The organism is Enterobacter cloacae complex sp. ECL72, from assembly GCF_019056635.1.
Classification (GTDB): Bacteria; Pseudomonadota; Gammaproteobacteria; order Enterobacterales; family Enterobacteriaceae; genus Enterobacter; species Enterobacter hormaechei_C.
This window is the reverse complement of record NZ_CP077659.1, coordinates 1,623,339-1,643,676: the sequence shown is the minus strand read 5'-3', so window position 1 is coordinate 1,643,676 and position 20,338 is coordinate 1,623,339. Positions and strand designations below refer to the sequence as shown.

General features: G+C 56.0%; 21 protein-coding genes and 1 pseudogene. 15 read left to right on the top strand and 7 right to left on the bottom strand.

Annotated elements, in window-relative coordinates:
• The 7 genes from KTH07_RS07990 to clcB all read left to right on the top strand — a co-directional run bounded on the left by KTH07_RS07990 (window position 1) and on the right by clcB (window position 7,180).
• Window positions 1-1,185 carry an MFS transporter gene (locus KTH07_RS07990; RefSeq protein ID WP_023303653.1) on the top strand — a complete coding sequence of 395 codons (1,185 nt, stop codon included), beginning with the start codon at window positions 1-3 and terminating at the stop codon, window positions 1,183-1,185.
• A gap of 146 nt (window positions 1,186-1,331) precedes the next feature.
• Entirely contained in the window at window positions 1,332-2,081 is a 750-nt protein-coding gene (locus KTH07_RS07985; RefSeq protein ID WP_017384553.1) for a YoaK family protein, read from the top strand.
• 250 nt (window positions 2,082-2,331) lie between these two features.
• Window positions 2,332-3,042, top strand: coding sequence for an osmoprotectant ABC transporter permease OsmY (gene osmY, locus KTH07_RS07980; protein WP_003857442.1), 711 nt, complete (start codon window positions 2,332-2,334; stop codon window positions 3,040-3,042).
• An 18-nt stretch (window positions 3,043-3,060) separates the two neighbouring features.
• Window positions 3,061-3,960: an osmoprotectant ABC transporter substrate-binding protein OsmX gene (gene osmX / locus KTH07_RS07975; RefSeq protein ID WP_017694085.1), complete on the top strand. Its 900-nt coding sequence runs from the start codon at window positions 3,061-3,063 to the stop codon at window positions 3,958-3,960.
• A gap of 8 nt (window positions 3,961-3,968) precedes the next feature.
• A complete protein-coding gene (gene osmW / locus KTH07_RS07970; RefSeq protein ID WP_006808875.1) occupies window positions 3,969-4,616 on the top strand; it encodes an osmoprotectant ABC transporter permease OsmW in 648 nt (215 codons plus the stop codon).
• Window positions 4,616-5,764 (top strand): osmoprotectant ABC transporter ATP-binding protein OsmV, encoded by a 1,149-nt coding sequence (osmV, locus tag KTH07_RS07965; RefSeq protein ID WP_003857446.1) that lies wholly within the window; start codon window positions 4,616-4,618, stop codon window positions 5,762-5,764. The genes osmW and osmV overlap by 1 nt, the downstream gene beginning before the upstream one ends.
• Before the next feature lie 105 nt (window positions 5,765-5,869).
• Window positions 5,870-7,180, top strand: a complete 1,311-nt coding sequence (gene clcB / locus KTH07_RS07960) for a voltage-gated ClC-type chloride channel ClcB (protein WP_023296525.1) — start codon at window positions 5,870-5,872, stop codon at window positions 7,178-7,180.
• Here clcB and bioD read toward each other — a convergent pair.
• The 3 genes from bioD to KTH07_RS07945 form a co-directional block, all read right to left on the bottom strand.
• Window positions 7,115-7,810 carry a dethiobiotin synthase gene (gene bioD, locus KTH07_RS07955; RefSeq protein WP_015570628.1) on the bottom strand — a complete coding sequence of 232 codons (696 nt, stop codon included), beginning with the start codon at window positions 7,808-7,810 and terminating at the stop codon, window positions 7,115-7,117. The genes clcB and bioD overlap by 66 nt on opposite strands.
• A gap of 129 nt (window positions 7,811-7,939) precedes the next feature.
• Complete coding sequence (gene mlc / locus KTH07_RS07950; protein WP_003857451.1) at window positions 7,940-9,160, bottom strand: sugar metabolism global transcriptional regulator Mlc; 1,221 nt, start codon at window positions 9,158-9,160, stop codon at window positions 7,940-7,942.
• Between the two features lie 121 nt (window positions 9,161-9,281).
• The gene (locus KTH07_RS07945; RefSeq protein ID WP_015570629.1) at window positions 9,282-10,187 is read right to left on the bottom strand and encodes a LysR family transcriptional regulator; all 906 of its coding nucleotides are present in this window, start codon (window positions 10,185-10,187) and stop codon (window positions 9,282-9,284) included.
• A gap of 121 nt (window positions 10,188-10,308) precedes the next feature.
• On the opposite strand from KTH07_RS07945, the gene KTH07_RS07940 reads away from it, so the two are divergent.
• The 5 genes from KTH07_RS07940 to KTH07_RS07925 all read left to right on the top strand — a co-directional run bounded on the left by KTH07_RS07940 (window position 10,309) and on the right by KTH07_RS07925 (window position 14,676).
• The gene (locus KTH07_RS07940) at window positions 10,309-11,562 is read left to right on the top strand and encodes an MFS transporter (RefSeq protein ID WP_017384556.1); all 1,254 of its coding nucleotides are present in this window, start codon (window positions 10,309-10,311) and stop codon (window positions 11,560-11,562) included.
• 74 nt (window positions 11,563-11,636) lie between these two features.
• Window positions 11,637-13,121 carry a carboxypeptidase M32 gene (locus KTH07_RS07935; RefSeq protein WP_032619769.1) on the top strand — a complete coding sequence of 495 codons (1,485 nt, stop codon included), beginning with the start codon at window positions 11,637-11,639 and terminating at the stop codon, window positions 13,119-13,121.
• Window positions 13,122-13,270: 149 nt separating this feature from the next.
• Window positions 13,271-13,576, top strand: coding sequence for an acid resistance repetitive basic protein Asr (gene asr / locus KTH07_RS07930; protein ID WP_003857459.1), 306 nt, complete (start codon window positions 13,271-13,273; stop codon window positions 13,574-13,576).
• A 92-nt stretch (window positions 13,577-13,668) separates the two neighbouring features.
• Complete coding sequence (locus KTH07_RS23595; RefSeq protein WP_057979992.1) at window positions 13,669-13,752, top strand: hypothetical protein; 84 nt, start codon at window positions 13,669-13,671, stop codon at window positions 13,750-13,752.
• Window positions 13,753-13,854: 102 nt separating this feature from the next.
• Entirely contained in the window at window positions 13,855-14,676 is an 822-nt protein-coding gene (locus KTH07_RS07925) for a serine protease (RefSeq protein ID WP_003857461.1), read from the top strand.
• Window positions 14,677-14,681: 5 nt separating this feature from the next.
• On the opposite strand, the pseudogene mdtI reads toward KTH07_RS07925, so the two are convergent.
• Both mdtI and mdtJ read right to left on the bottom strand, forming a co-directional pair.
• Window positions 14,682-15,014: pseudogene (gene mdtI, locus KTH07_RS07920) on the bottom strand (multidrug/spermidine efflux SMR transporter subunit MdtI).
• Entirely contained in the window at window positions 15,001-15,363 is a 363-nt protein-coding gene (gene mdtJ / locus KTH07_RS07915; protein ID WP_015570633.1) for a multidrug/spermidine efflux SMR transporter subunit MdtJ, read from the bottom strand. Before mdtJ ends, mdtI begins: the two are co-directional and overlap by 14 nt.
• A gap of 421 nt (window positions 15,364-15,784) precedes the next feature.
• On the opposite strand from mdtJ, the gene KTH07_RS07910 reads away from it, so the two are divergent.
• Window positions 15,785-16,825: an AI-2E family transporter gene (locus tag KTH07_RS07910; protein ID WP_003857467.1), complete on the top strand. Its 1,041-nt coding sequence runs from the start codon at window positions 15,785-15,787 to the stop codon at window positions 16,823-16,825.
• Here the strand turns inward: KTH07_RS07910 and KTH07_RS07905 are convergent.
• Both KTH07_RS07905 and KTH07_RS07900 read right to left on the bottom strand, forming a co-directional pair.
• A complete protein-coding gene (locus tag KTH07_RS07905; protein WP_017384558.1) occupies window positions 16,822-17,769 on the bottom strand; it encodes a zinc-dependent alcohol dehydrogenase family protein in 948 nt (315 codons plus the stop codon). The genes KTH07_RS07910 and KTH07_RS07905 overlap by 4 nt on opposite strands.
• Window positions 17,762-18,796, bottom strand: a complete 1,035-nt coding sequence (locus tag KTH07_RS07900; protein ID WP_032619771.1) for an LLM class flavin-dependent oxidoreductase — start codon at window positions 18,794-18,796, stop codon at window positions 17,762-17,764. Before KTH07_RS07900 ends, KTH07_RS07905 begins: the two co-directional genes overlap by 8 nt.
• Window positions 18,797-18,988: 192 nt before the next feature.
• On the opposite strand from KTH07_RS07900, the gene KTH07_RS07895 reads away from it, so the two are divergent.
• Both KTH07_RS07895 and yajD read left to right on the top strand, forming a co-directional pair.
• A complete protein-coding gene (locus tag KTH07_RS07895) occupies window positions 18,989-19,882 on the top strand; it encodes a PhzF family phenazine biosynthesis protein (protein ID WP_032619773.1) in 894 nt (297 codons plus the stop codon).
• A 75-nt stretch (window positions 19,883-19,957) separates the two neighbouring features.
• The gene (gene yajD / locus KTH07_RS07890; protein WP_006808895.1) at window positions 19,958-20,305 is read left to right on the top strand and encodes an HNH nuclease YajD; all 348 of its coding nucleotides are present in this window, start codon (window positions 19,958-19,960) and stop codon (window positions 20,303-20,305) included.
• Window positions 20,306-20,338 lie beyond the last annotated feature (33 nt).

Sequence of the window (20,338 nt, the reverse complement as noted above, 5' to 3'; positions counted from 1 at the left end):
ATGTCCACACTGAATCAAACCTCATCCCGTGATGCTGAGCGTGCACACTGGGGCGGTATTTTTGCCATGACCCTGTGCGTTTTTGTCCTCATTGCCTCGGAATTTATGCCCGTCAGTCTGCTCACGCCCCTCGCCAGAGATTTAGGGGTGACAGAGGGGACGGCTGGCCAGGGGATCGCCCTCTCTGGTGCGCTGGCTGTCCTGACCAGCCTTTTTCTTTCCCGGCTTGCCGGGAATATGAATCGCAAACATCTTCTTTCAGGCATGACCGTCCTGATGGCGCTGTCAGGGATCATTATCGCCTTCGCCCCGAATGCTCTGATGTATATGGCAGGCCGGGCGTTGATCGGCATCGCCATTGGCGGTTTCTGGTCGATGTCTGCTGCCACCGCCATTCGGCTGGTGCCTCAGCATCAGGTCTCTCGTGCGCTGGCAATTTTCAACGGCGGCAACGCGCTGGCGACGGTGGTCGCCGCCCCGCTGGGCAGTTATCTCGGCTCGACCATTGGCTGGCGCGGCGCGTTTCTGTGCCTGGTTCCCGTGGCGATTGTGGCGTTCATCTGGCAATATTTTAGCCTGCCCAACATGGGCGGGAACCAGGGTCCGTCGCCACGTAAAAGCCTATTTCGCCTGCTCCACCAGCCTGCGGTTTCGATGGGTCTGATGGCGTGCGGCCTGTTCTTCATGGGACAGTTTGCGTTATTTACCTATGTGCGCCCCTTCCTCGAAACCGTCACCCACGTCAGTCCTTCCGCCTTATCGCTGATCCTGCTCACTATCGGTATCGCAGGTTTCATCGGCACGCTGATCGTCGCGCTGGCCCTGAATGCCGCGTTTTACCTCACCTTAATGGCCATACCGCTGCTTATGACGCTGATTGCAGGGGTATTAATGCTCACCGGTGACAGCCTGTGGATCGTGGCCCTGCTGTTAGGTTTCTGGGGAATGCTGGCAACTGCGGCCCCCACCGGCTGGTGGACGTGGATAGCCCGTACGTTACCGGAAGATGCCGAGGCTGGCGGCGGGCTAATGGTCGCGGTGATCCAACTCTCTATTGCGCTTGGCTCAACGGCGGGTGGCGTGGTGTTTGATACCTTTGGCTGGCAGAGCACCTTCGCTTTAAGCAGCATATTACTCCTGAGTGCAGGGGTGTTGACTTTTACGACGTCGCGCCATCGGAAATAAGGCATTATATTAACAGGGTTGTTTTATTTAATTACAAAACCTCGCTCACCTCCCGTAGAAATAATAATTAAGCAATATCCTGGTCAGCCAGCGACATCGCTTTGTTAGCTTGAGCATTCAGGCAAAGCTCAAACCGGAGGTATTCTTTGCTGATTAAATTAAAGAAAGAACGAACGCATCAGGAGGATCGTCGTCTTGCCCTCTGGCTGGCGACCTCCGCGGGACTGCTGAATGCCATTGCGCTGGGCGCGTTCGGTTTTTTTCCCTCGCATATGACGGGCAATACCTCGCAGCTATCCAGCGAAGTTTCCTCCACCGATCTCAGCGATATTCTTTTCTTTGGCGCCATTATTCTTTCGTTTGTCTCAGGCGCCATCGCTGCGCGGATTATTGTTATCTGGGGGATTATCCATAACGTCAGGCTGGTATTCAGCCAGGTTCTGTTTGTTGAAGGGCTATTACTGGCCGGGGTATCCCTGTACGAAATGTATTTTCACTCCTTCGCCACGAATCAGGAGATTATTATTTTCCTGTGCGGGTTGATGGGAATTCATAATTCTACCTCTACTCAACTATCCGGCGGTCGGGTGAGATCCACGCACATCACCGGCACGCTGACCGATGCGGGCATTTCGCTGGCCTCCGTTATGGTCGCCATGCTGCGCCGGGATTACTCCAAAGATACGGCCGCACAAAAGAGTCAGCTCAAAACCCATTTAACTACCCTTTTCTCCTTTATCAGCGGCGGGATCGCGGGGCTGATCCTGTTCAGAGAGTTTGGATTCCACGCGATGCTGGCGCTGGGCCTGTTGCTGGTAATCGTCGCCGCCTTCTCTATCGTCCGCATCTCGTGGCGCGTACGCAAGGTGCGCGCCGCGCTCAGTCGACAGGTATAATCAGCACGTCTTATGTGACGTTGTCACGTAAGGCGTGCTTCTTTAAGACTATTCTGCCTGCCCACTGACAGCCCTTATGCCATAAGGCTTCACTCAGGTTGTCACTAATTTCATAGGGTTACTGATTTACCCCCTTCGCTGGAACCCTTCCGTTTCGCTTGCTATAGGTGAAGTACCCCTGCCGAAACATGGCATAACAACAGGCAACCGGTGGTTGCTATAACGCATGCGCACAGGGAGACACACCGCAATGCACCCATTACTTAAACGTTCGCTGCTTTTTGTCGGCGCGATTATCGTGGTTCTCGCTCTCCTCACCTGGGGAATTGGACTGGAGACGATTAAGGCGCGCCAGGTTGACCTGATTTACCTCGGGCAACAGCACCTGATTCTGGTCTTTTCATCCATGTTCTTTGCCCTGCTGGTGGGTATTCCAAGCGGTATTCTGCTGAGCCGTCCGGCCGCGCGTGGTATCGCCGAATATGTGATGCAAATCTTTAACGTGGGCAACACCCTGCCGCCGCTGGCCGTTCTGGCACTGGCGATGGTGGTGATTGGCATCGGTGATAAACCGGCCATTATCGCCCTCTTTCTGGCCTCTCTGCTGCCGATTGTGCGTAACACCTATGCCGGGCTGTGCTCTGTTCCCGCGTCGTTGCTGGAAGCGGCAAATGGTATCGGCATGACCAAATGGCAGCGCCTGCGTCAGGTTGAGATCCCTAACGCGTGGCCGGTGATGCTTTCCGGTATTCGCATTGCCACTGCGATTAACGTCGGTACCGCACCGCTGGCATTCCTGATTGGCGCCAGCAGCTACGGCGAGCTGATTTTCCCGGGGATCTATCTGAATGATTTCCCGACGCTGATCCTGGGCGCGGCGGCCACCGCTCTATTCGCCCTGATTCTGGATACGCTGCTGGCGGCACTGGGCCGATTACTGAGCCCGCATCTCGCGCGATAATTATAACAAGGAGCTTCTATGAGACTGTTTTCCGGGCTGACGGCGCTATGCGCCGCCGCGCTCTTCACCAGCCAGGCGCTCGCCGCGCCGCTGATCCTGGCCACCAAGAGCTTTACCGAGCAGCACATTCTCTCGGCCATGACCGTGCAGTATCTGCAAAAGAAAGGGTTTCAGGTACAGCCTCAGACCAATATTGCAACGGTGATTTCGCGTAACGCGATGATCAACAAGCAGATTGATATGACCTGGGAGTATACCGGCACCTCGCTGATCATCTTCAACCACATCAACAAACGCATGTCGCCGCAGGAATCGTACGAGACGGTGAAACGCCTCGATGCGAAGCACGGTCTGGTGTGGCTTAAACCTGCCGATATGAACAATACCTATGCCTTTGCCATGCAGCGCAAGCGCGCCGAGGCTGAACATATCAATACCATGTCTGAGATGGTGGCAAAGATTGAGCAGATCCGTAAAACCGATCCGGATAACAACTGGCTGCTGGGCCTTGACCTGGAATTTGCCGGGCGCAGCGACGGGATGAAACCGTTGCAGGCAGCCTACAACATGGAGCTGGACCGCCCGCAGATCCGCCAGATGGATCCGGGCCTGGTCTATAACGCGGTGCGCGACGGGTTTGTCGATGCGGGGTTGATCTACACCACCGACGGGCGCGTAAAGGGCTTCGATCTTAAAGTGCTGGAAGATGATAAAGGCTTCTTCCCGAGTTATGCCGTGACGCCAGTTGTTCGGAAAGACACGCTGGAGGCTAATCCGGGGCTGGAGGAGGCGCTGAACACCCTTTCAGCCCAGCTCAATAACGACGTTATCACCGAACTGAATAAGAAGGTGGATATCGACCATCAGTCACCGCAGCAGGTCGCCCGTGATTTCCTGCGTAGCAAACAGTTGCTGTAGGAGGCGCTATGGAGACGATTCACTATATTCTCGACAACTGGGACTATCTCTTAACCCTGACGCTGCAACACCTGTGGCTGGTGGCGCTCGCCGTGGGCCTGGCGATTATTATTGGCGTGCCGCTGGGCATTTTAATTGTCCGCCATAAATGGCTGGCAACGCCGGTGCTGGGGATTGCCACCATTGTGCTCACCATCCCGTCAATTGCGCTTTTCGGCCTGATGATCCCGCTCTTTTCGCTGATCGGTCAGGGCATTGGCGCCCTGCCCGCGATTACGGCGGTGTTCCTCTATTCGCTGCTGCCGATTGTGCGTAACACCCACACGGCGCTCGACAGCCTGCCGCCGGGCCTGCGTGAAGCGGGACGCGGCATCGGCATGACCTTCTGGCAGCGTCTGCGCTGGGTGGAAATCCCGATGGCGTTGCCGGTGATTTTTGGCGGCATCCGCACCGCCGTGGTGATGAACATCGGCGTCATGGCGATTGCCGCCGTGATCGGTGCGGGCGGGCTGGGCCTGCTGCTGCTTAACGGTATTGGCGGGAGTGATATTCGTATGTTGATTGCGGGCGCACTGATGATTTGTCTTTTAGCGATTGTGCTCGACTGGTTGCTGCACCGTTTGCAGGTGGTACTGACTCCGAAGGGGATTCGATAATGATAAAACTGGAAAACCTCACCAAACAATTTTCACAGAAACACGGCCAGACGTTTAAGGCCGTCGACAACGTCAACCTGAACGTGCCTGAAGGGGAAATGTGCGTGCTGCTCGGCCCGTCCGGCTGCGGGAAAACCACTACCCTGAAGATGATCAACCGTCTCATTACGCCAAGCAGCGGGACGATCCTGATTAACGGCGAAGACACCAGCGGAATGGACACTGTGACCCTGCGTCGCAACATTGGCTACGTGATCCAGCAAATTGGCCTGTTCCCGAACATGACCATCGAAGAGAACATTACCGTCGTGCCGCGCATGCTGGGCTGGGACAAAGCGCGCTGTAAATCCCGTGCCGAGGAGCTGATGGATATGGTGGCAATGGATCCGCATAAATTCCTTCACCGCTATCCGCGCGAAATGTCCGGCGGTCAGCAGCAGCGTATCGGCGTCATCCGCGCGCTGGCAGCGGATCCTCCGGTCCTGCTGATGGATGAACCGTTCGGCGCGGTCGACCCGATTAACCGTGAGGTGATCCAGAACCAGTTCCTGGAGATGCAGCGCAAGCTGAAAAAGACCGTGATGCTGGTGAGCCACGATATTGACGAAGCGCTGAAGCTGGGCGACCGTATTGCCGTCTTCCGTCAGGGACGTATCGTGCAGTGTGCCAGCCCGGACGAGCTGCTGGCGAAACCCGCGAATGAGTTTGTTGGCTCGTTTGTTGGTCAGGACCGGACGTTGAAACGCCTGCTGCTGGTATCGGCGGGCGACGTCACCGACCAGCAGCCGACGATTACGGTACGCGAATCGACGCCGTTGCCGGAGGCCTTCGCCACCATGGATGACAACGATATTCGCGCCATTACCGTGGTTGATGAGCACGGCAAACCGCTCGGCTTTGTGAAGCGCCGCGAAGCGCGTAACGCCAGCGGCAGCTGCGGGGATATTCTGCATCCGTTCCGCATGACCGGTAAGGCCGAGGATAACCTGCGCGTGGTGCTTTCTCGCCTGTATGAGAGCAACACCAGCTGGATGCCGATTGTGGACGAGGACGGACGCTATAACGGCGAAATATCCCAGGATTATATTGCGGAGTATTTGAGCTCAGGGCGTACGCGCCGGGCGTTGAATATTCATAGCGAGAGTTAAGCATTCAGGCCGGGTACTGCCCGGCCTTTTTCCGCACGCATACCTTTTGCTAACCTCCCGATTTACCGCCACAATATTGTATCGTCCCCGTTAAATCACGACTTCATGCAACGTCTTCACGCTTACCCCGACATCCGCGCGATGTTTCGTCGTCTCCTGATTGCTACCGTCACCGGCGTGCTGGCGGCGCTGGCCGTTGCGGTGTTCCGCCACAGCATGTATCTGCTGGAGTGGCTATTTCTCAGCAACGAAAGCGGAAGTCTGGTGAACGCCGCAGCCGCGTTATCACCCTGGCGGCGGGCGCTGACGCCTGCGCTGGGTGGTCTGGCCGCGGGAATGCTACTGTGGGGATGGCAGCGCATGACGGCACAACGTCCCCACGCCCCCACCGATTATATGGAAGCGCTTGAGACGGGTGACGGCCAGTTTGATTACGGCGCCAGCCTGGTGAAATCCCTCGCGTCGTTGCTGGTGGTCGCCAGCGGCAGCGCCATCGGCCGTGAAGGCGCCATGATCCTGCTCGCCGCCCTCGCCGCCTCCTTTTTTGCACAACGTTGTACGCCGAAATCCGAATGGAAACTGTGGATCGCCTGCGGTGCCGCCGCCGGGATGGCCAGCGCCTATCATGCGCCGCTGGCGGGCAGCCTGTTTATCGCAGAGATCCTGTTTGGCACGCTGATGCTGGCCTCCCTCGGCCCGGTGGTGATTGCTGCTGTAGTGGCCCTGCTGACCACGCGCCTGTTAAGTCCCGGCGCGAATACGCTATATGATGTCCATCTCAGCGAGATGCTTACGGCGGTGGATTATTTCCTGATCGTTGGCGTGGGTCTGCTGGCTGGCGTTTGCGGCCCGCTGCTGATGTGGCTGATGGCGGCCAGCCACAGGCTGTTTCTGCGTCTCAAACTTTCACCGCCGTGGCAGCTGGCGCTGGGTGGTCTGATCGTCGGGCTGCTGTCGCTGCTAACGCCGAAGGTATGGGGGAATGGCTATAGCGTGGTTCAGGCGTTTTTGCAGTCGCCGCCGCTGCTGTCGGTGATTGCTGGCGTCTTTATTTGCAAGCTGCTGGCGGTGCTGGCAAGCAGCGGGTCCGGCGCGCCGGGAGGCGTGTTCACGCCAACCTTGTTTGTCGGTATGGCAACGGGAATGCTGTTTGCGCAGATCTTTGCGCTGTGGTTTCCTGGCTCTGAGACGGCGATCCTGCTCGGGCTGGCGGGTATGGCGACGCTGCTCGCCGCCACAACGCATGCGCCAATCATGTCGGCCTTGATGGTATGTGAGATGACCGGGCAGTATTTTTTACTTCCCGGTTTGCTGGTTGCCTGTGTTGTGGCGTCGGTATTGTCGAGAACGCTACGCCACGACTCGATCTACGGCCAGCATACCGCCGAAAGCCGAGAGATCGATGTAGTGCGCTAATTCGCGCTGCTCGGCGCGGGGCAGATAAGGCAGTTCGCCCACCAGCGGGCCAGGCAGCTTTTTGCTCAGCACATCGATGATTTCAGCGTAGTGCGCAAGGCCCGGGTTAATACGGTTCGCCACCCAACCAATCAGCGGCAGGCCGTCATTAGCGATAGCCTGCGCCGTCAGCAAGGCATGGTTGATGCACCCTTCCTGAATGCCCACGACCATAATCACCGGCAACTGCTCCTGCACCACCCATTCGGAAAGGGGACGTAAATCGTTCATCAGGCTGCGCCAGCCGCCGGTCCCTTCAACGACAACGTGGTCAACCTTTTCACTCAGATTTGCCAGGCCATCAGAAAGCAGGCTGTAGTTGATAAGCCCACTGTGAGCGACGCTGCTTTCCTCTTCGCTTAAGGCGATAGGATTAACGGCATCATAAGGCAGTTCCAGAGACGAGACGCTTTGCAGAACCAGGGCATCCTTATTGCGCAGCCCTTCTGGCGTCTCTTTACTGCCTTTTGCAACCGGCTTGTATCCTGCAACGCGTTTACCGCTTGCCGCCAGGGCCTGAAGTAACGCGCGGGATACGACTGTCTTCCCGACAGACGTATCCGTACCAGTAATAAAGAAACGCTTAAGCATGACTCATTCCACCTCTTGGGTATGCCTCAAAATATAAACCAGGTAAATAATTCAGTGGGGAAAGTCTACGGGATGCGTGCGCTACCGGGCTTGAGATAGCGCAATTTTTCGTACATCTCTGGAAAAGAGTTAGCCCTGTAGCAAACGAATCAGTAACGAGCCGTTGTACATCGCATCTTTTACCAGCGCGGCGCCGGCCATCGTACCCTGGTTGGAAAATTGCGTACTTTCGACCACGATGTTTTTACTGTACGCGGGAAGCGCCTGCTGATTGATGCAGGCGGAAATCGCCGGAAAGAGGATATCCGCCGCCTGGCTGAGCGGGGAGCCGATCAGTATTTTTTGCGGGTTAAACAGGTTCACCATAATGGCCAGAATGCGCCCGACATTATTGCCCACGCCGGTAATAATGTCCTTCGCCAGCAGATCGCCCTGCCTTGCCGCAGCGCACAGTGCCTCGACGCTTAACGGTTGACCGTGCAGCGTGGAGCTCATCGACTGGCTGAGCCGCACCTGCGCCAGCTCCAGCACGCTTTCGACGCTGGCAATCGTCTCCAGACAGCCATGGTTACCGCAGTAGCAGCGTTTTCCGTACGGATCGACCTGCGTATGGCCGATCTCCACCAGGCTACTGCTGCCAGCATGCAACAGACGCCCGTCGGTGATCACACCTGCGCCAACGTTATGATCAATCACCACCTGAATTACGTCGCGCGCGCCCCGGGAGGCACCAAACAATGCCTCCGCCATCGTCCAGGCGCTGATATCATGCTGAATGTAGACCGGCACACCGGTGTGGTTTTCCAGCACGTCGCCCAGCGGCATCTCTTTGACGTTTTCATAAAACGGCATGCGGTGCACAATGCCATTTTCGGTATCAATAATTCCCGGCAGGGTGATCGCAATCGCCGTTAAACGTTCAAGACGCTGCTGGTGACGAATAAAGAACTGGTCGATGTGGGTCAGAATGGCATCGAGAAGTGGTTGCTCTGCATTAAGCGGGAGTTCCAGCCGGTCCTCCACCACCAGCTTGCTGCTGAGGTCGCGCAGCGCGAGGAAGATTTCCCCGCGGCTAATCCGCAGCGACAGGTAGTGCCAGGCTTCCGTTTCCACCACCAGCCCTACCGCCGGACGGCCACGGCTGCCCGGCTCCTGAATTTCTGTTTCCTGAACCAGATGGGCTTCCAGCATTTCGCGGACAATCTTGGTAATACTGGCGGGTGCCAGTTGTGCCAGGCGCGAAAGATCGATACGCGAAACCGGACCAAGCTGATCAATCAGGCGATAAACGGCACCCGCGTTGGTCTGCTTGATCTGATCGATATGCCCTGGCTGACTATCAGCAACCACCTCGTACTCCCTTATTTTCGAGCTTCGAAATAAACTGAGGGCTATGGTGAAGCACTTCAATGGCTGACGTCAAATTTTTACTTAGCCATGTGATTTACTGCACATTTTCGCCCACTTTTCCCTATAAATAATGCCCGCGAGAAGCGGTAATTAATTGTTCTTTGAAACGCTGTGCCGCATGGCTCTGTTCATGATGTTTAGACCACACCAGCCACATCTCTGAGACTGCATCCTGCTCGGCTATCTTCACCCAGCGCATTTCCGCCAGTTGTACCCGTTTAAATGAGGCCGGGAGAATCGACACGCCAAGCCCTGCGGCAACGAGACCAATGATCGTCATGGCTTCCCCCACCTCCTGCGCGATAGTCGGGACAAGGCCATATCGCCGCATCAGACCAAGAATATCGTCATACAACCCGGTACCCACCTGTGGGTCAAAAAAGACAAACGGCTCTTTCGCCAGTTCAGCCAGCGAGACGCTGTGCTGCGCGGCGAGCGGATGATCCCGGGGGATCATCGCCATCAGCGGTTCGCGGAGGATCACCTGCCACGCCAGGGTATCAGGCAACTGCGTGTTACGCATCAGCCCCAGGTCGAGCGATCCTTCGTTAAGCGGCGATATCTGCTCCCGGGTATTTATTTCGCGCGTCTGAATATGCACATCCGGAAAGTTACGGCGAAACGAGGATAGCGTTTGTGAAACAGCGCTGATAAAGGGGGCCGATGAGGTAAACCCGATGCGCAGCTCCCCCGTCTCCCCAAGATAAAGCCGTTCCGCTCTGGCGGCGGCGTCCTCCACCATACTCAGGATCTGCCGGCTATCGGCGAGAAACTGTTTTCCCGCCGCCGTCAGGCTCACGCTGCGGTTGGTTCGCGCCAGCAGACGCGCCCCGACCTGCTGCTCCAGGATCTGGATCTGCTGGCTTAGCGGTGGCTGAGAGATATTCAGCCTTGCCGCCGCACGACCAAAATGCAGCTCTTCGGCGACGGCGACAAAATAGCGCAGATGGCGCAGCTCGATATTCATATTTTTAAAGTATCATTTGAGATTATTAATATATTAGACAGAATATTTACATTTTCCTACCCTAATCTTGTGGTCATACCCGTCACCAGAAACCACGGGGATGTTTAAGCAAGGATTATGTGTGAGCCGTACAACGACCGTTGATATCGCGCCGGCCAGCGACATCGATGATTTACCCGCAGCACCGCAGCCGGTTCAGTTTATTAAACGTGGTACCCCCCAGTTTATGCGCGTCACGCTGGCGCTCTTCTCAGCGGGTCTCGCCACTTTTGCCCTGCTCTACTGCGTTCAGCCGATCCTGCCGGTCCTGTCGCATGAATTTGGCGTGTCGCCAGCCAGCAGCAGTATTTCGCTCTCCATTTCAACCGGGATGCTGGCGATCGGTCTGCTGTTCACCGGGCCACTTTCGGATGCCATCGGACGTAAGCAGGTCATGGTAACGGCGTTAATGCTGGCCTCCGTGTGTACCTTGCTGTCCACCATGATGACCAGCTGGCACGGCATTCTGGTCATGCGCGCGCTGATTGGGTTATCCCTCAGCGGCGTGGCGGCGGTCGGGATGACCTATCTCAGCGAGGAGATCCACCCGAGCTTCGTGGCCTTCTCCATGGGGCTGTACATTAGCGGGAACTCTATCGGCGGGATGAGCGGACGCCTGCTCAGCGGTGTGTTTACTGATTTCTTTAACTGGCGCATTGCGCTGGCCGTTATCGGCTGCTTCGCCCTCGCTTCGGCGCTGATGTTCTGGAAAATCCTGCCGGAATCGCGCCATTTCCGCCCGACCTCCCTGCGTCCGAAAACGTTATTTATCAACTTTCGTCTGCACTGGCGCGATCAAGGGCTGCCCCGTTTGTTCCTGACCGGTTTCCTGCTGATGGGCTCGTTCGTGACGCTGTTTAATTACATCGGCTATCGTCTGATGCTTTCACCGTGGCATCTTAGTCAGGCATTGGTGGGTTTGCTCTCTGTGGCATATCTCACCGGGACATGGAGTTCGCCAAAAGCGGGCGCCATGACCGCGCGCTTCGGTCGTGGTCCGGTGATGCTGGTTTCCACCGCCGTGATGCTGTTCGGACTGCTGATGACGCTTTTCTCTTCCCTGTGGCTGATTTTTGCCGGAATGCTGCTCTTCTCTGCGGGCTTCTTTGCCGCGCATTCCGTTGCCAGCAGCTGGATTGGCCCACGCGCGCGCCGCGCCAAAGGTCAGGCTTCGTCACTGTATCTGTTCAGTTACTATCTCGGTTCCAGCATAGCCGGTACGCTCGGCGGGGTGTTCTGGCATAACTACGGCTGGAACGGCGTGGGCGGATTTATCGCGCTGATGTTGTGCGCGGCGCTGCTGGTGGGCGCGAGCCTGCATAAACGACTGCATTAACATTCAGCCCTCTTCGTGTTTAAATCGAGCCGATGCTAATTTTTGTCATCGGCTGATTCAGACACGAGGACTTCATGAAAAACAATAACTATCAACAACTCACCCGCACCTTCCAGCGCCTCTCCCGCTTCTCGCACCTCTCCTCCATCGCCAGCTGGGACATGTTCACCATGATGCCGCCAGGCGGCAGCGCCGCGCGCGGTGAAGCGCTGGCGGAGATGAGCGTCCTGCAACATCAGATCCTGACCGATAAAAAAATGGGTGAATGGCTGGCGGCGGCGGCAGACGAAGATCTGAATGACGTTGAGCAAGCCAACCTGCGTGAAATGACACGCCACTACCAGCAGGCCACTTTACTGCCGGAATCGCTGGTGGAGGCCAAATCGCTGGCGGGCAGCAGGTGTGAACACGCGTGGCGCACTCAGCGTCCGGCCAACGACTGGCAGGGCTTTTCAGCCAACCTGAAAGAGGTGGTGAAACTCAGTCGTGAAGAAGCCCGCCTGCGCGCTGAGGCTAAAGGCTGCACGCCTTACGACGCGCTGCTGGATATCTTTGAACCCGACATGACCAGCGCTCGCCTGGATGTGCTGTTCGGCGATCTGAAGTCCTGGCTGCCGGAGCTGCTGGCAAAGGTTGTGGAAAAACAGGCTCAACGATCGTTCGTTCCGCCACAGGGTCCCTTCCCGACCGCCACGCAGCGCGAGCTGGGCCTGGAAGCGATGAAAATGCTTGGCTTCGATTTTAACGGCGGTCGTCTGGACGTTAGCGCCCACCCGTTCTGCGGCGGCGTGCCGGAAGATGTGCGTATCACCACGCGTTACGATGAAGATGAACTGCTCAGCGCGCTTTTCGGCGTGATCCACGAAACCGGACATGCCCGCTACGAGCAAAACCTTCCGCGAGCGTGGGCCGGCCAGCCCGTTGCGCTGGCGCGCTCTACGGCGATCCATGAATCCCAGAGCTTGTTCTTTGAAATGCAGCTGGGCCGCAGCGACGCTTTCCTGAAGCATCTGCTTCCGGCGGTTCATGCCCGTTTCGGTAGCCAGGCGGCATTCAGCGAAGAGAATTTTATTGCCTGGAACCAGCGCGTGAAGCCGGGCTACATCCGCGTTGATGCGGATGAAGTGAGCTATCCGGCGCATGTAGTGCTGCGCTATGAGATCGAGCGTGCGTTAATCAACGGCGAAATTGAAGTCGATGATATTCCCGCGTTATGGGATGAGAAAATGCAGGCCTGGCTTGGGTTATCCACCAAAGATAACTACCGCAACGGCTGTATGCAGGATATCCACTGGACCGACGGCGGTTTTGGCTACTTCCCGTCTTACACGCTGGGGGCAATGTATGCGGCACAGCTGTTCCATGCCGCCAAAACTGCGCTGCCCGGGTTGCAGGCATCCATTGCCGGGGGCGATTTCTCGGCGCTGTTTGACTGGCTGCGTCAGAATATCTGGCAGCACGGCAGCCGTTTCAGCACGTCGCAGCTCATCACCCAGGCTACAGGTGAAGATCTGAATATCCGCTACTTCCGCGAACACCTGACGTCCCGCTACCTGTAACCGAACGCGCCGGGGGGCCGCCCCGGCGTTGTACATATGGTTACACGCCGATACCAATCACTCACGGAAACCCCGAATTTACAGGGATATAGTTATTTCAACGGCCCCGCAGTGGGGTTAAATGAAAAACCAAATTCGAGGGTATGAAAATGAAAAAAGTATTAGCTCTGGTTGTTGCCGCTGCTATGGGTCTGTCTTCCGCTGCATTCGCGGCTGAAACTACCGCCACCGCAGCGCCTGCGGCATCCACCGCTGCTCCGGCCAAAACGGTTCACCATAAAAAACATCACAAAGCGGCTAAACCAGCGGCAGAACAGAAAGCGCAGGCCGCGAAAAAGCACCATAAAAAAGCGGCAAAACCTGCGGTAGAGCAGAAAGCCCAGGCGGCTAAAAAGCATCACAAAAAAGCAGCAAAACACGAAGCGGCTAAACCTGCTGCACAGCCAGCAGCGTAAGAGTACAAGCTTAACCGTGCCCTTCGGGGCACGTTGGTAAACCGGCGCTGAACGGGTTTGCGGTCAGCGCCGTTTTTTTATCCGGAGGGCGTATGCTGCGGCGCTATCGGTTTGAGTTCATTCTTATCCTGCTAATTTTATGCGCGCTCATCGCCAGCCACTTTTATCTTTCCTGAATGTAGCACGCTGATTTTACTCCCACTTTCTCGCCGTCGCGTCTATAGTATTTTCATAGGGTTCACTTTTAATAATCATAATTACCCCCACCAGAGTGTGATATGCGTAAATCTGTTGTGTTGTTACTGGGAACGTTTAGCCTTTTTGCTGGCTTTTCACATGCGGATGATGGCGACGATGACGCCATTAGCGCCAAAGAGGTAAAGACGCTGTTTTTTGGTCATGACGATCGTACGCGTGTCACCGATCCTACCGAATCGCCCTGGGATGCCATCGGGCAACTGGAAACCGCCAGCGGCAATTTATGTACCGCAACCCTCATTACGCCACGCCTTGCGCTGACGGCGGGTCATTGCCTGTTAATGCCGCCTGAAGGCAAACCGGATAAAGCGATCGCCCTGCGCTTTGTGTCGCAAAAAGGAATATGGCGCTACGAAATTCACGGTATTGAGGGGCGAGTGGATCCGTCGCTTGGCAAACGCCTGAAACCGGATGGCGATGGCTGGATTGTGCCGCCCGGGGCGGCCTCCTGGGATTTCGGGCTGATCGTTTTACGTTATCCGCCGTCCGGGATCACCCCGCTGCCGCTCTTTGATGGCGATAAGGCCGCGCTCACCGCCGCCCTGAAAGCCGCCGATCGAAAAGTGACGCAATCAGGTTATCCTGTTGATCACCTCGATTCGCTGTACACCCATACGGACTGCGTGGTGACGGGTTGGGCGCAAAACAGCGTACTGTCGCATCAGTGCGATACGCTACCGGGTGATAGCGGATCGCCCCTGATGTTAAAAACCGATAACGGCTGGCAGCTGATTGGCGTTCAGAGTTCTGCGCCAGCGGCGAAAGACCGCTGGCGCGCCGATAACCGGGCGTTGTCGGTGACCGGTTTTCGCGACCGGCTGGAAGCCCTGGCGCAGCAGTAGGTCACTCAGGCCAGTTTAATCATGATCATGCCGGCGAGCAGTAATACCAGCCCTATCCAGCCTTTATTGTTTAAACGCTGCCCGAACATAATCCAGCCTGCCGCCAGGGTGGCGGCAATACCGAAGCCCCCCCCCACAGCGCATAGGCTACGGACAGATCGATGCCTTTCACCGCCTGTGACAGGGCGCTAAACGCCCCCCAGAACCGCGGCAATCGATAACAGGCCGTAGGCTTTACGACGAAAACCGTCGGAGAACTTCAGAAAGACGTTGGCAATAATTTCCAGAACGATGGCGAAAGCCAGCCAGGCCGCGTGGATCCATTCAAACTGCTGCATGGGTCTGCTCCTTCTGCTGTTTTGCCGGTTTGCGTGTACCCGATTTAATCAGCACGATACCTGCGACCAGGGTCGTCAGCCCGGCAATTTTCATTGTCGTCAGGGTTTCATCAAATAACATGACGCTAAACAGCGTAATCAATAAAATACCAATACCTTCCCACAATGCGTATGCCACGCCCAGCGCGATTTTTTTAACCGCAAAAGAGAGGAAAATATAGGAAAGCGTAATCATGACCAGCATCAAAATAAAACCGGTGCTGCCATCACTCACGCTTGCCCATTTCATCGACAAGGTGCCGGTAATTTCAGCGACGATCGCCAGAGCTAATAAAATCCAGTAAAACATGTTTTTTCTCCTGCTTGAGAATATAATCCATCGAGGCTCGCTGCGGACAGCAAACCAAAAAATTGGGAATTAAATCAGTTAGCTAAGCGCATAGCGCCAGCTCAGGCAGAAGACGTGACTATAGCGCGGAACGCCAGTGTTGCTCACCAGAAAGCAGGCAGAGGGAGGTTGAAAACAGAGCAGAGTTGTTTGAAAAATACGTCCTGAACAAATTGTCCATAAAATTACAATTATCCGCGGTGTTGCTTCTCGTCTTTGCGGATGAAAATTGTCCTCGGTAGTTGAACACGCCTGATTTGTATCATAAGCCAGGAATTTACTCAAAGCCTTTTCATTTCTTTACCCAGTCTGTTTGATTTTGGTTAGTTTTTTTAATCCGCTTTCCCCTCTATTATAAATAAAAAACTGTTCAGGAACGTCCATGGCCAAACCTATTATCACCCTCAACGGGCTTAAGATCGTCATCATGCTGGGCATGCTGGTGATCATTCTGACCGGCGTTCGTTTTGCGGCCGATATCATCGTGCCTTTTATCCTGGCGCTTTTTATCGCGGTGATCCTCAATCCGCTAGTGCAGCGAATGGTGCGGCTACGCATCCCGCGTGTGCTGGCGATAAGCCTGCTTATCAGTATTATTATCGTTGCGATGGTGCTGTTAGTCGCCTATCTGGGAACCTCCCTGAACGAGCTGGCGCGGACGCTACCGACATACCGCTCTTCCCTGGCGACCCCGCTGCTGCAAATTGAACCCTGGCTGCAACGCGCGGGTATCGAAGTCTCGGTTGAGGAACTGCTTAAATATATCGATCCGAATGCCGCCATGACGATTGTCACCAGCCTGCTGGCACAACTCTCCAACGCCATGACCTCGATTTTCCTGCTGTTCCTGACGGTTGTGTTTATGCTGCTGGAAGTTCCACAGCTGCCTGCAAAGCTCCAGCACATCATGGTGCGTCCGGTAGAGGGAATGGGCGCCATTCAGCGCGCGCTCGACAGCGTTTCACGCTATCTGGTGCTGAAAACGGCCATCAGCCTGGTGACGGGATTAGTGGTCTGGGGGATGCTCGCCGCGCTGGATGTGCGTTTTGCCTTTGTCTGGGGGCTGCTGGCCTTTGCGCTCAACTATATTCCTAACATCGGCTCCGTGCTGGCGGCGATCCCCCCTATCCTTCAGGTGCTGGTTTTCAGCGGTTTGTATGATGCCCTGATTCTGCTGGCAGGCTATCTGGTGATTAACCTTGTCTTCGGGAACATTCTCGAACCACGGATCATGGGACGCGGGCTGGGGCTTTCAACCCTTGTTGTATTCCTGTCCCTGATTTTCTGGGGCTGGCTGCTCGGGCCTGTCGGCATGCTGCTCTCCGTTCCGCTGACAATTATTGTCAAAATTGGCCTGGAGCAGACCGCCGGTGGACAAAGTATCGCTGTACTGCTGAGCGACATGAGCCATAAGGCCGATTAATTGTCCATCGACAGCATGGGCTTACCCGTTCTTCCCGCTTCGCGATAGTTGCCCACTGCCCGCTGCCATTCCGACAGCGGGTAGAGGGTGACATCGCTGCACTGGCTGGCGCGCAGTTTAGGCCAGATGCGCCGAAACTCCGCCTGCCACGCCTCAGCGCTCAGCGCGTCCAGATAGTTACGAATGTGAAACCACGCCACGCGCGGCAACGGCCGCTGCTGCCGGAAGGTCTGCCCGGAGAGTAGCCCGTAGCAGACAAAGGTGCCGGTTTCGGGCATCACGCTCAGGATCGTCTCCGCCAGACTGCCGCCCGTGGCGTCGTACACCACCTCCGCTTGCGCGGCGGCAGCGTTGACGGCGGTCGTATCATGTTGCGCAATCGGGACGATCCCCATTTCAGCCAGACGTTGAGCGTGCACGGGCGAGCGATGGATCCCGTAAACCGCCTCTGCGCCCGCCTGGCGTGCCCATTGCCCGAGCAGAACGGCGCAGTCAGAACCGGCAGCGGTGAGCAGCACCGTTTTCCCGACCGGAGGATAGCGGTCCAGCATCATCTGTGCGGCAAGCGGGTTGATATACGCCCGCGCGGCAAGTAGCGAGTCGACGTCGTCCGGGACGGGAACCGCATACGCCGCCGGGCAGTCGACATAGCGCTGCCAGGTTCCCTGCCCCCGTAACGGCAGGACCCGCTTGCCCAGCAGCGCCGGATAAGCGGCGGGCGTTTCGGTCACTATTCCGACCCCTTCATAACCGGCTATCGCAGGCAGCGGCGTGCGATGGCGATATGCTCCGGTGATGGGGATGAGATCGGAGGCGTTCACCGGGGAAAAAAGCATGCGCACACGTATCTCTCCCGGCTGTCGCGGCGACAATGGTGTAGTTTCCGCTTGCAGTACCGATTCAGGCTCACCAAACCGGCGATACCAGAGGGCCAGATTAAGCATTGCGATCGCGCCATCCCATTTCCGGTGCGACATGTTTCAGGATGGACTCGATCACATGTGCGTTGTATTCCACGCCCAGCTGATTCGGCACGGTAAGTAACAGCGTATCCGCTTCCGCGATCGCTTCATCCTTTTTCAACTGTTCAATCAGCTTGTCTGGCTCTGCGGCATAGCTGCGTCCGAAAATGGCCCGCGTTTTCTCATCCAGATAGCCCACGCTGTCGCTTTCATTGCGGCTTGAACCGAAATACATCCGGTCGCGATCGTCCATCAGGGCAAAAATACTGCGGCTGACCGAAACGCGTGGCTGACGGGTATGCCCTGCCTCAGCCCAGGCCTGTCGGTAGGCACGGATCTGTTTTGACTGCTGAATATGGAACGGCTCGCCGGTTTCATCATCTTTCAGCGTTGAGCTTTGCAGGTTCATCCCCAGTGTTGCCGCCCATACTGCCGTTGCATTAGAGCCAGCCCCCCACCAGATACGATCGCGTAAGCCTTCTGAATGCGGCTCCAGACGCAATAATCCCGGCGGGTTTGGGAACATCGGCTGTGGGTTAGGCTTTGCAAACCCTTCACCGCGTAATACATCAAGCAGTACCTCAGTGTGGCGGCGCGCCATATCAGATTCGTTTTCCCCTTCCTGCGGCACGTAACCAAAATAACGCCAGCCATCAATCACCTGCTCCGGGGAACCCCGGCTGATACCAAGCTGTAATCGCCCGCCGGAGATGAGATCTGCCGCGCCAGCATCTTCCGCCATATACAGCGGATTTTCATACCGCATGTCGATCACGCCCGTCCCGATTTCAATGCGTTTGGTTTTCGCGCCTATTGCAGCCAGCAAGGGGAATGGCGAACTGAGCTGGCGGGCAAAGTGATGCACACGGAAATAAGCCCCGTCCGCGCCCAGCTCTTCGGCGGCGACCGCCAGATCGATGGACTGTAGCAGCGTGTCAGCCGCGGTTCGCGTGCCGGACTGGGGTGACGGCGTCCAGTGACCAAACGACAAAAATCCGATCTTTTTCATAGTGGAGTATCCTGATAAAGCATTGCGTTATCCCTACTCTACGCATTAACGGATGAGAATAAATGGTGATTATTTAACGGAATGCTTCAAATAAACTGACAGAGACCATCAAGTTTCAATTTATTCTACTCTGGTTATCTGTTTGATTTAGCGCTATTACTGTAAGCCATTTCCCGCCAGGCAGAACAGATAATGAAAAGACGCTATGTCATTGCAGATGTTTTTACGAATACGCCGTTTCTCGGCAACCCAGTCGCCGTTGTCCTTGATGCTGAAGGTATGAGCAGTGAACAGATGCAGCAGGTTGCCGTTGAATTTGGCTACAGCGAAACGACGTTTGTGCTGCCGCCAGAAAATCTCTCGAGTACGGCACGCGTGCGGATATTCACCCCCTCGCGCGAAATACCTTTCGCCGGGCACCCTAACGTCGGAACTGCCTTTGTGTTGGCGCATCACGCCATAGAAAACGGGCAGACATTATCCGACACCTTGCACTTCGAAGAAATCGCGGGGATGGTGCCGGTGCGGCTGTTAAAACAGAACGGCACAGTGACGGGAGCTGAGCTGTTAGCTCCTGAGGCGCTTTCCTGCCATTCTGAAGTCAGCGCGGAACAGGTTGCAGCCTGCCTTTCCTTAAACCCGGATGATATACGCAGGGACGTGCATAATCCTGTTGTTGCCTCGGTGGGCCTGCCCTTTTTGATCGTAGAGCTGGTCTCCCGCGATGCGCTTCGTCGATGCGTGCCCAACTTACAAGGTTTCCGCGCGATTCTGCCGCTTGACGGCGCAGTCTCTGTCTATACGTATACCTTAGACAGGGCTTCAGATGAGTCCTGCGATCTTCAGGCACGTATGTTTACTCCTCGAATGACGGAAGATCCGGCAACAGGCAGTGCAGCCGCAGCAGCCACGGCGTTGCTGGCCCTGCGTCGTGATCAAACCACACTTTCACTGAAGATTAGCCAGGGCGTTGATATGGGGCGTACAAGCGTGTTGTTTTCGGAATACGATGCATCGTCAGGAAGGGCTGTGGTTCGGGTCGGTGGTGAATGTGTCATTACGCTTGAGGGAACATTTACGCTTTGAGGCAGAGACGCGTTCCCCTTCCGTTCTCTTATGGGATATATTGGCACTAAGATTTTTTAACAGGTAACATCAGCAATGGCTCTGATCCCCAAAAACTACGCACGGCTGGAAAGCGGCTACCGTGAAAAAGCGCTAAAAATCTACCCCTGGGTTTGTGGACGCTGCTCGCGTGAGTTTGTTTATTCAAATCTTCGTGAACTCACGGTTCACCATATCGACCACGATCACACCAATAACCCGGAAGATGGCAGTAACTGGGAGCTGTTGTGCCTGTTTTGTCACGATCACGAACACTCAAAGTACACCGAAGCGGATCAGTATGGCACCACCGTTGTCGCGGGTGAGGATGCGCAAAAAGACGTGGGTGTCGCCACGTTTAACCCCTTTGCCGATCTCAAGGCGATGATGAACAAGAAGAAGTAATATCGACGGCTTCACTGCCCATACCTGTCGTAT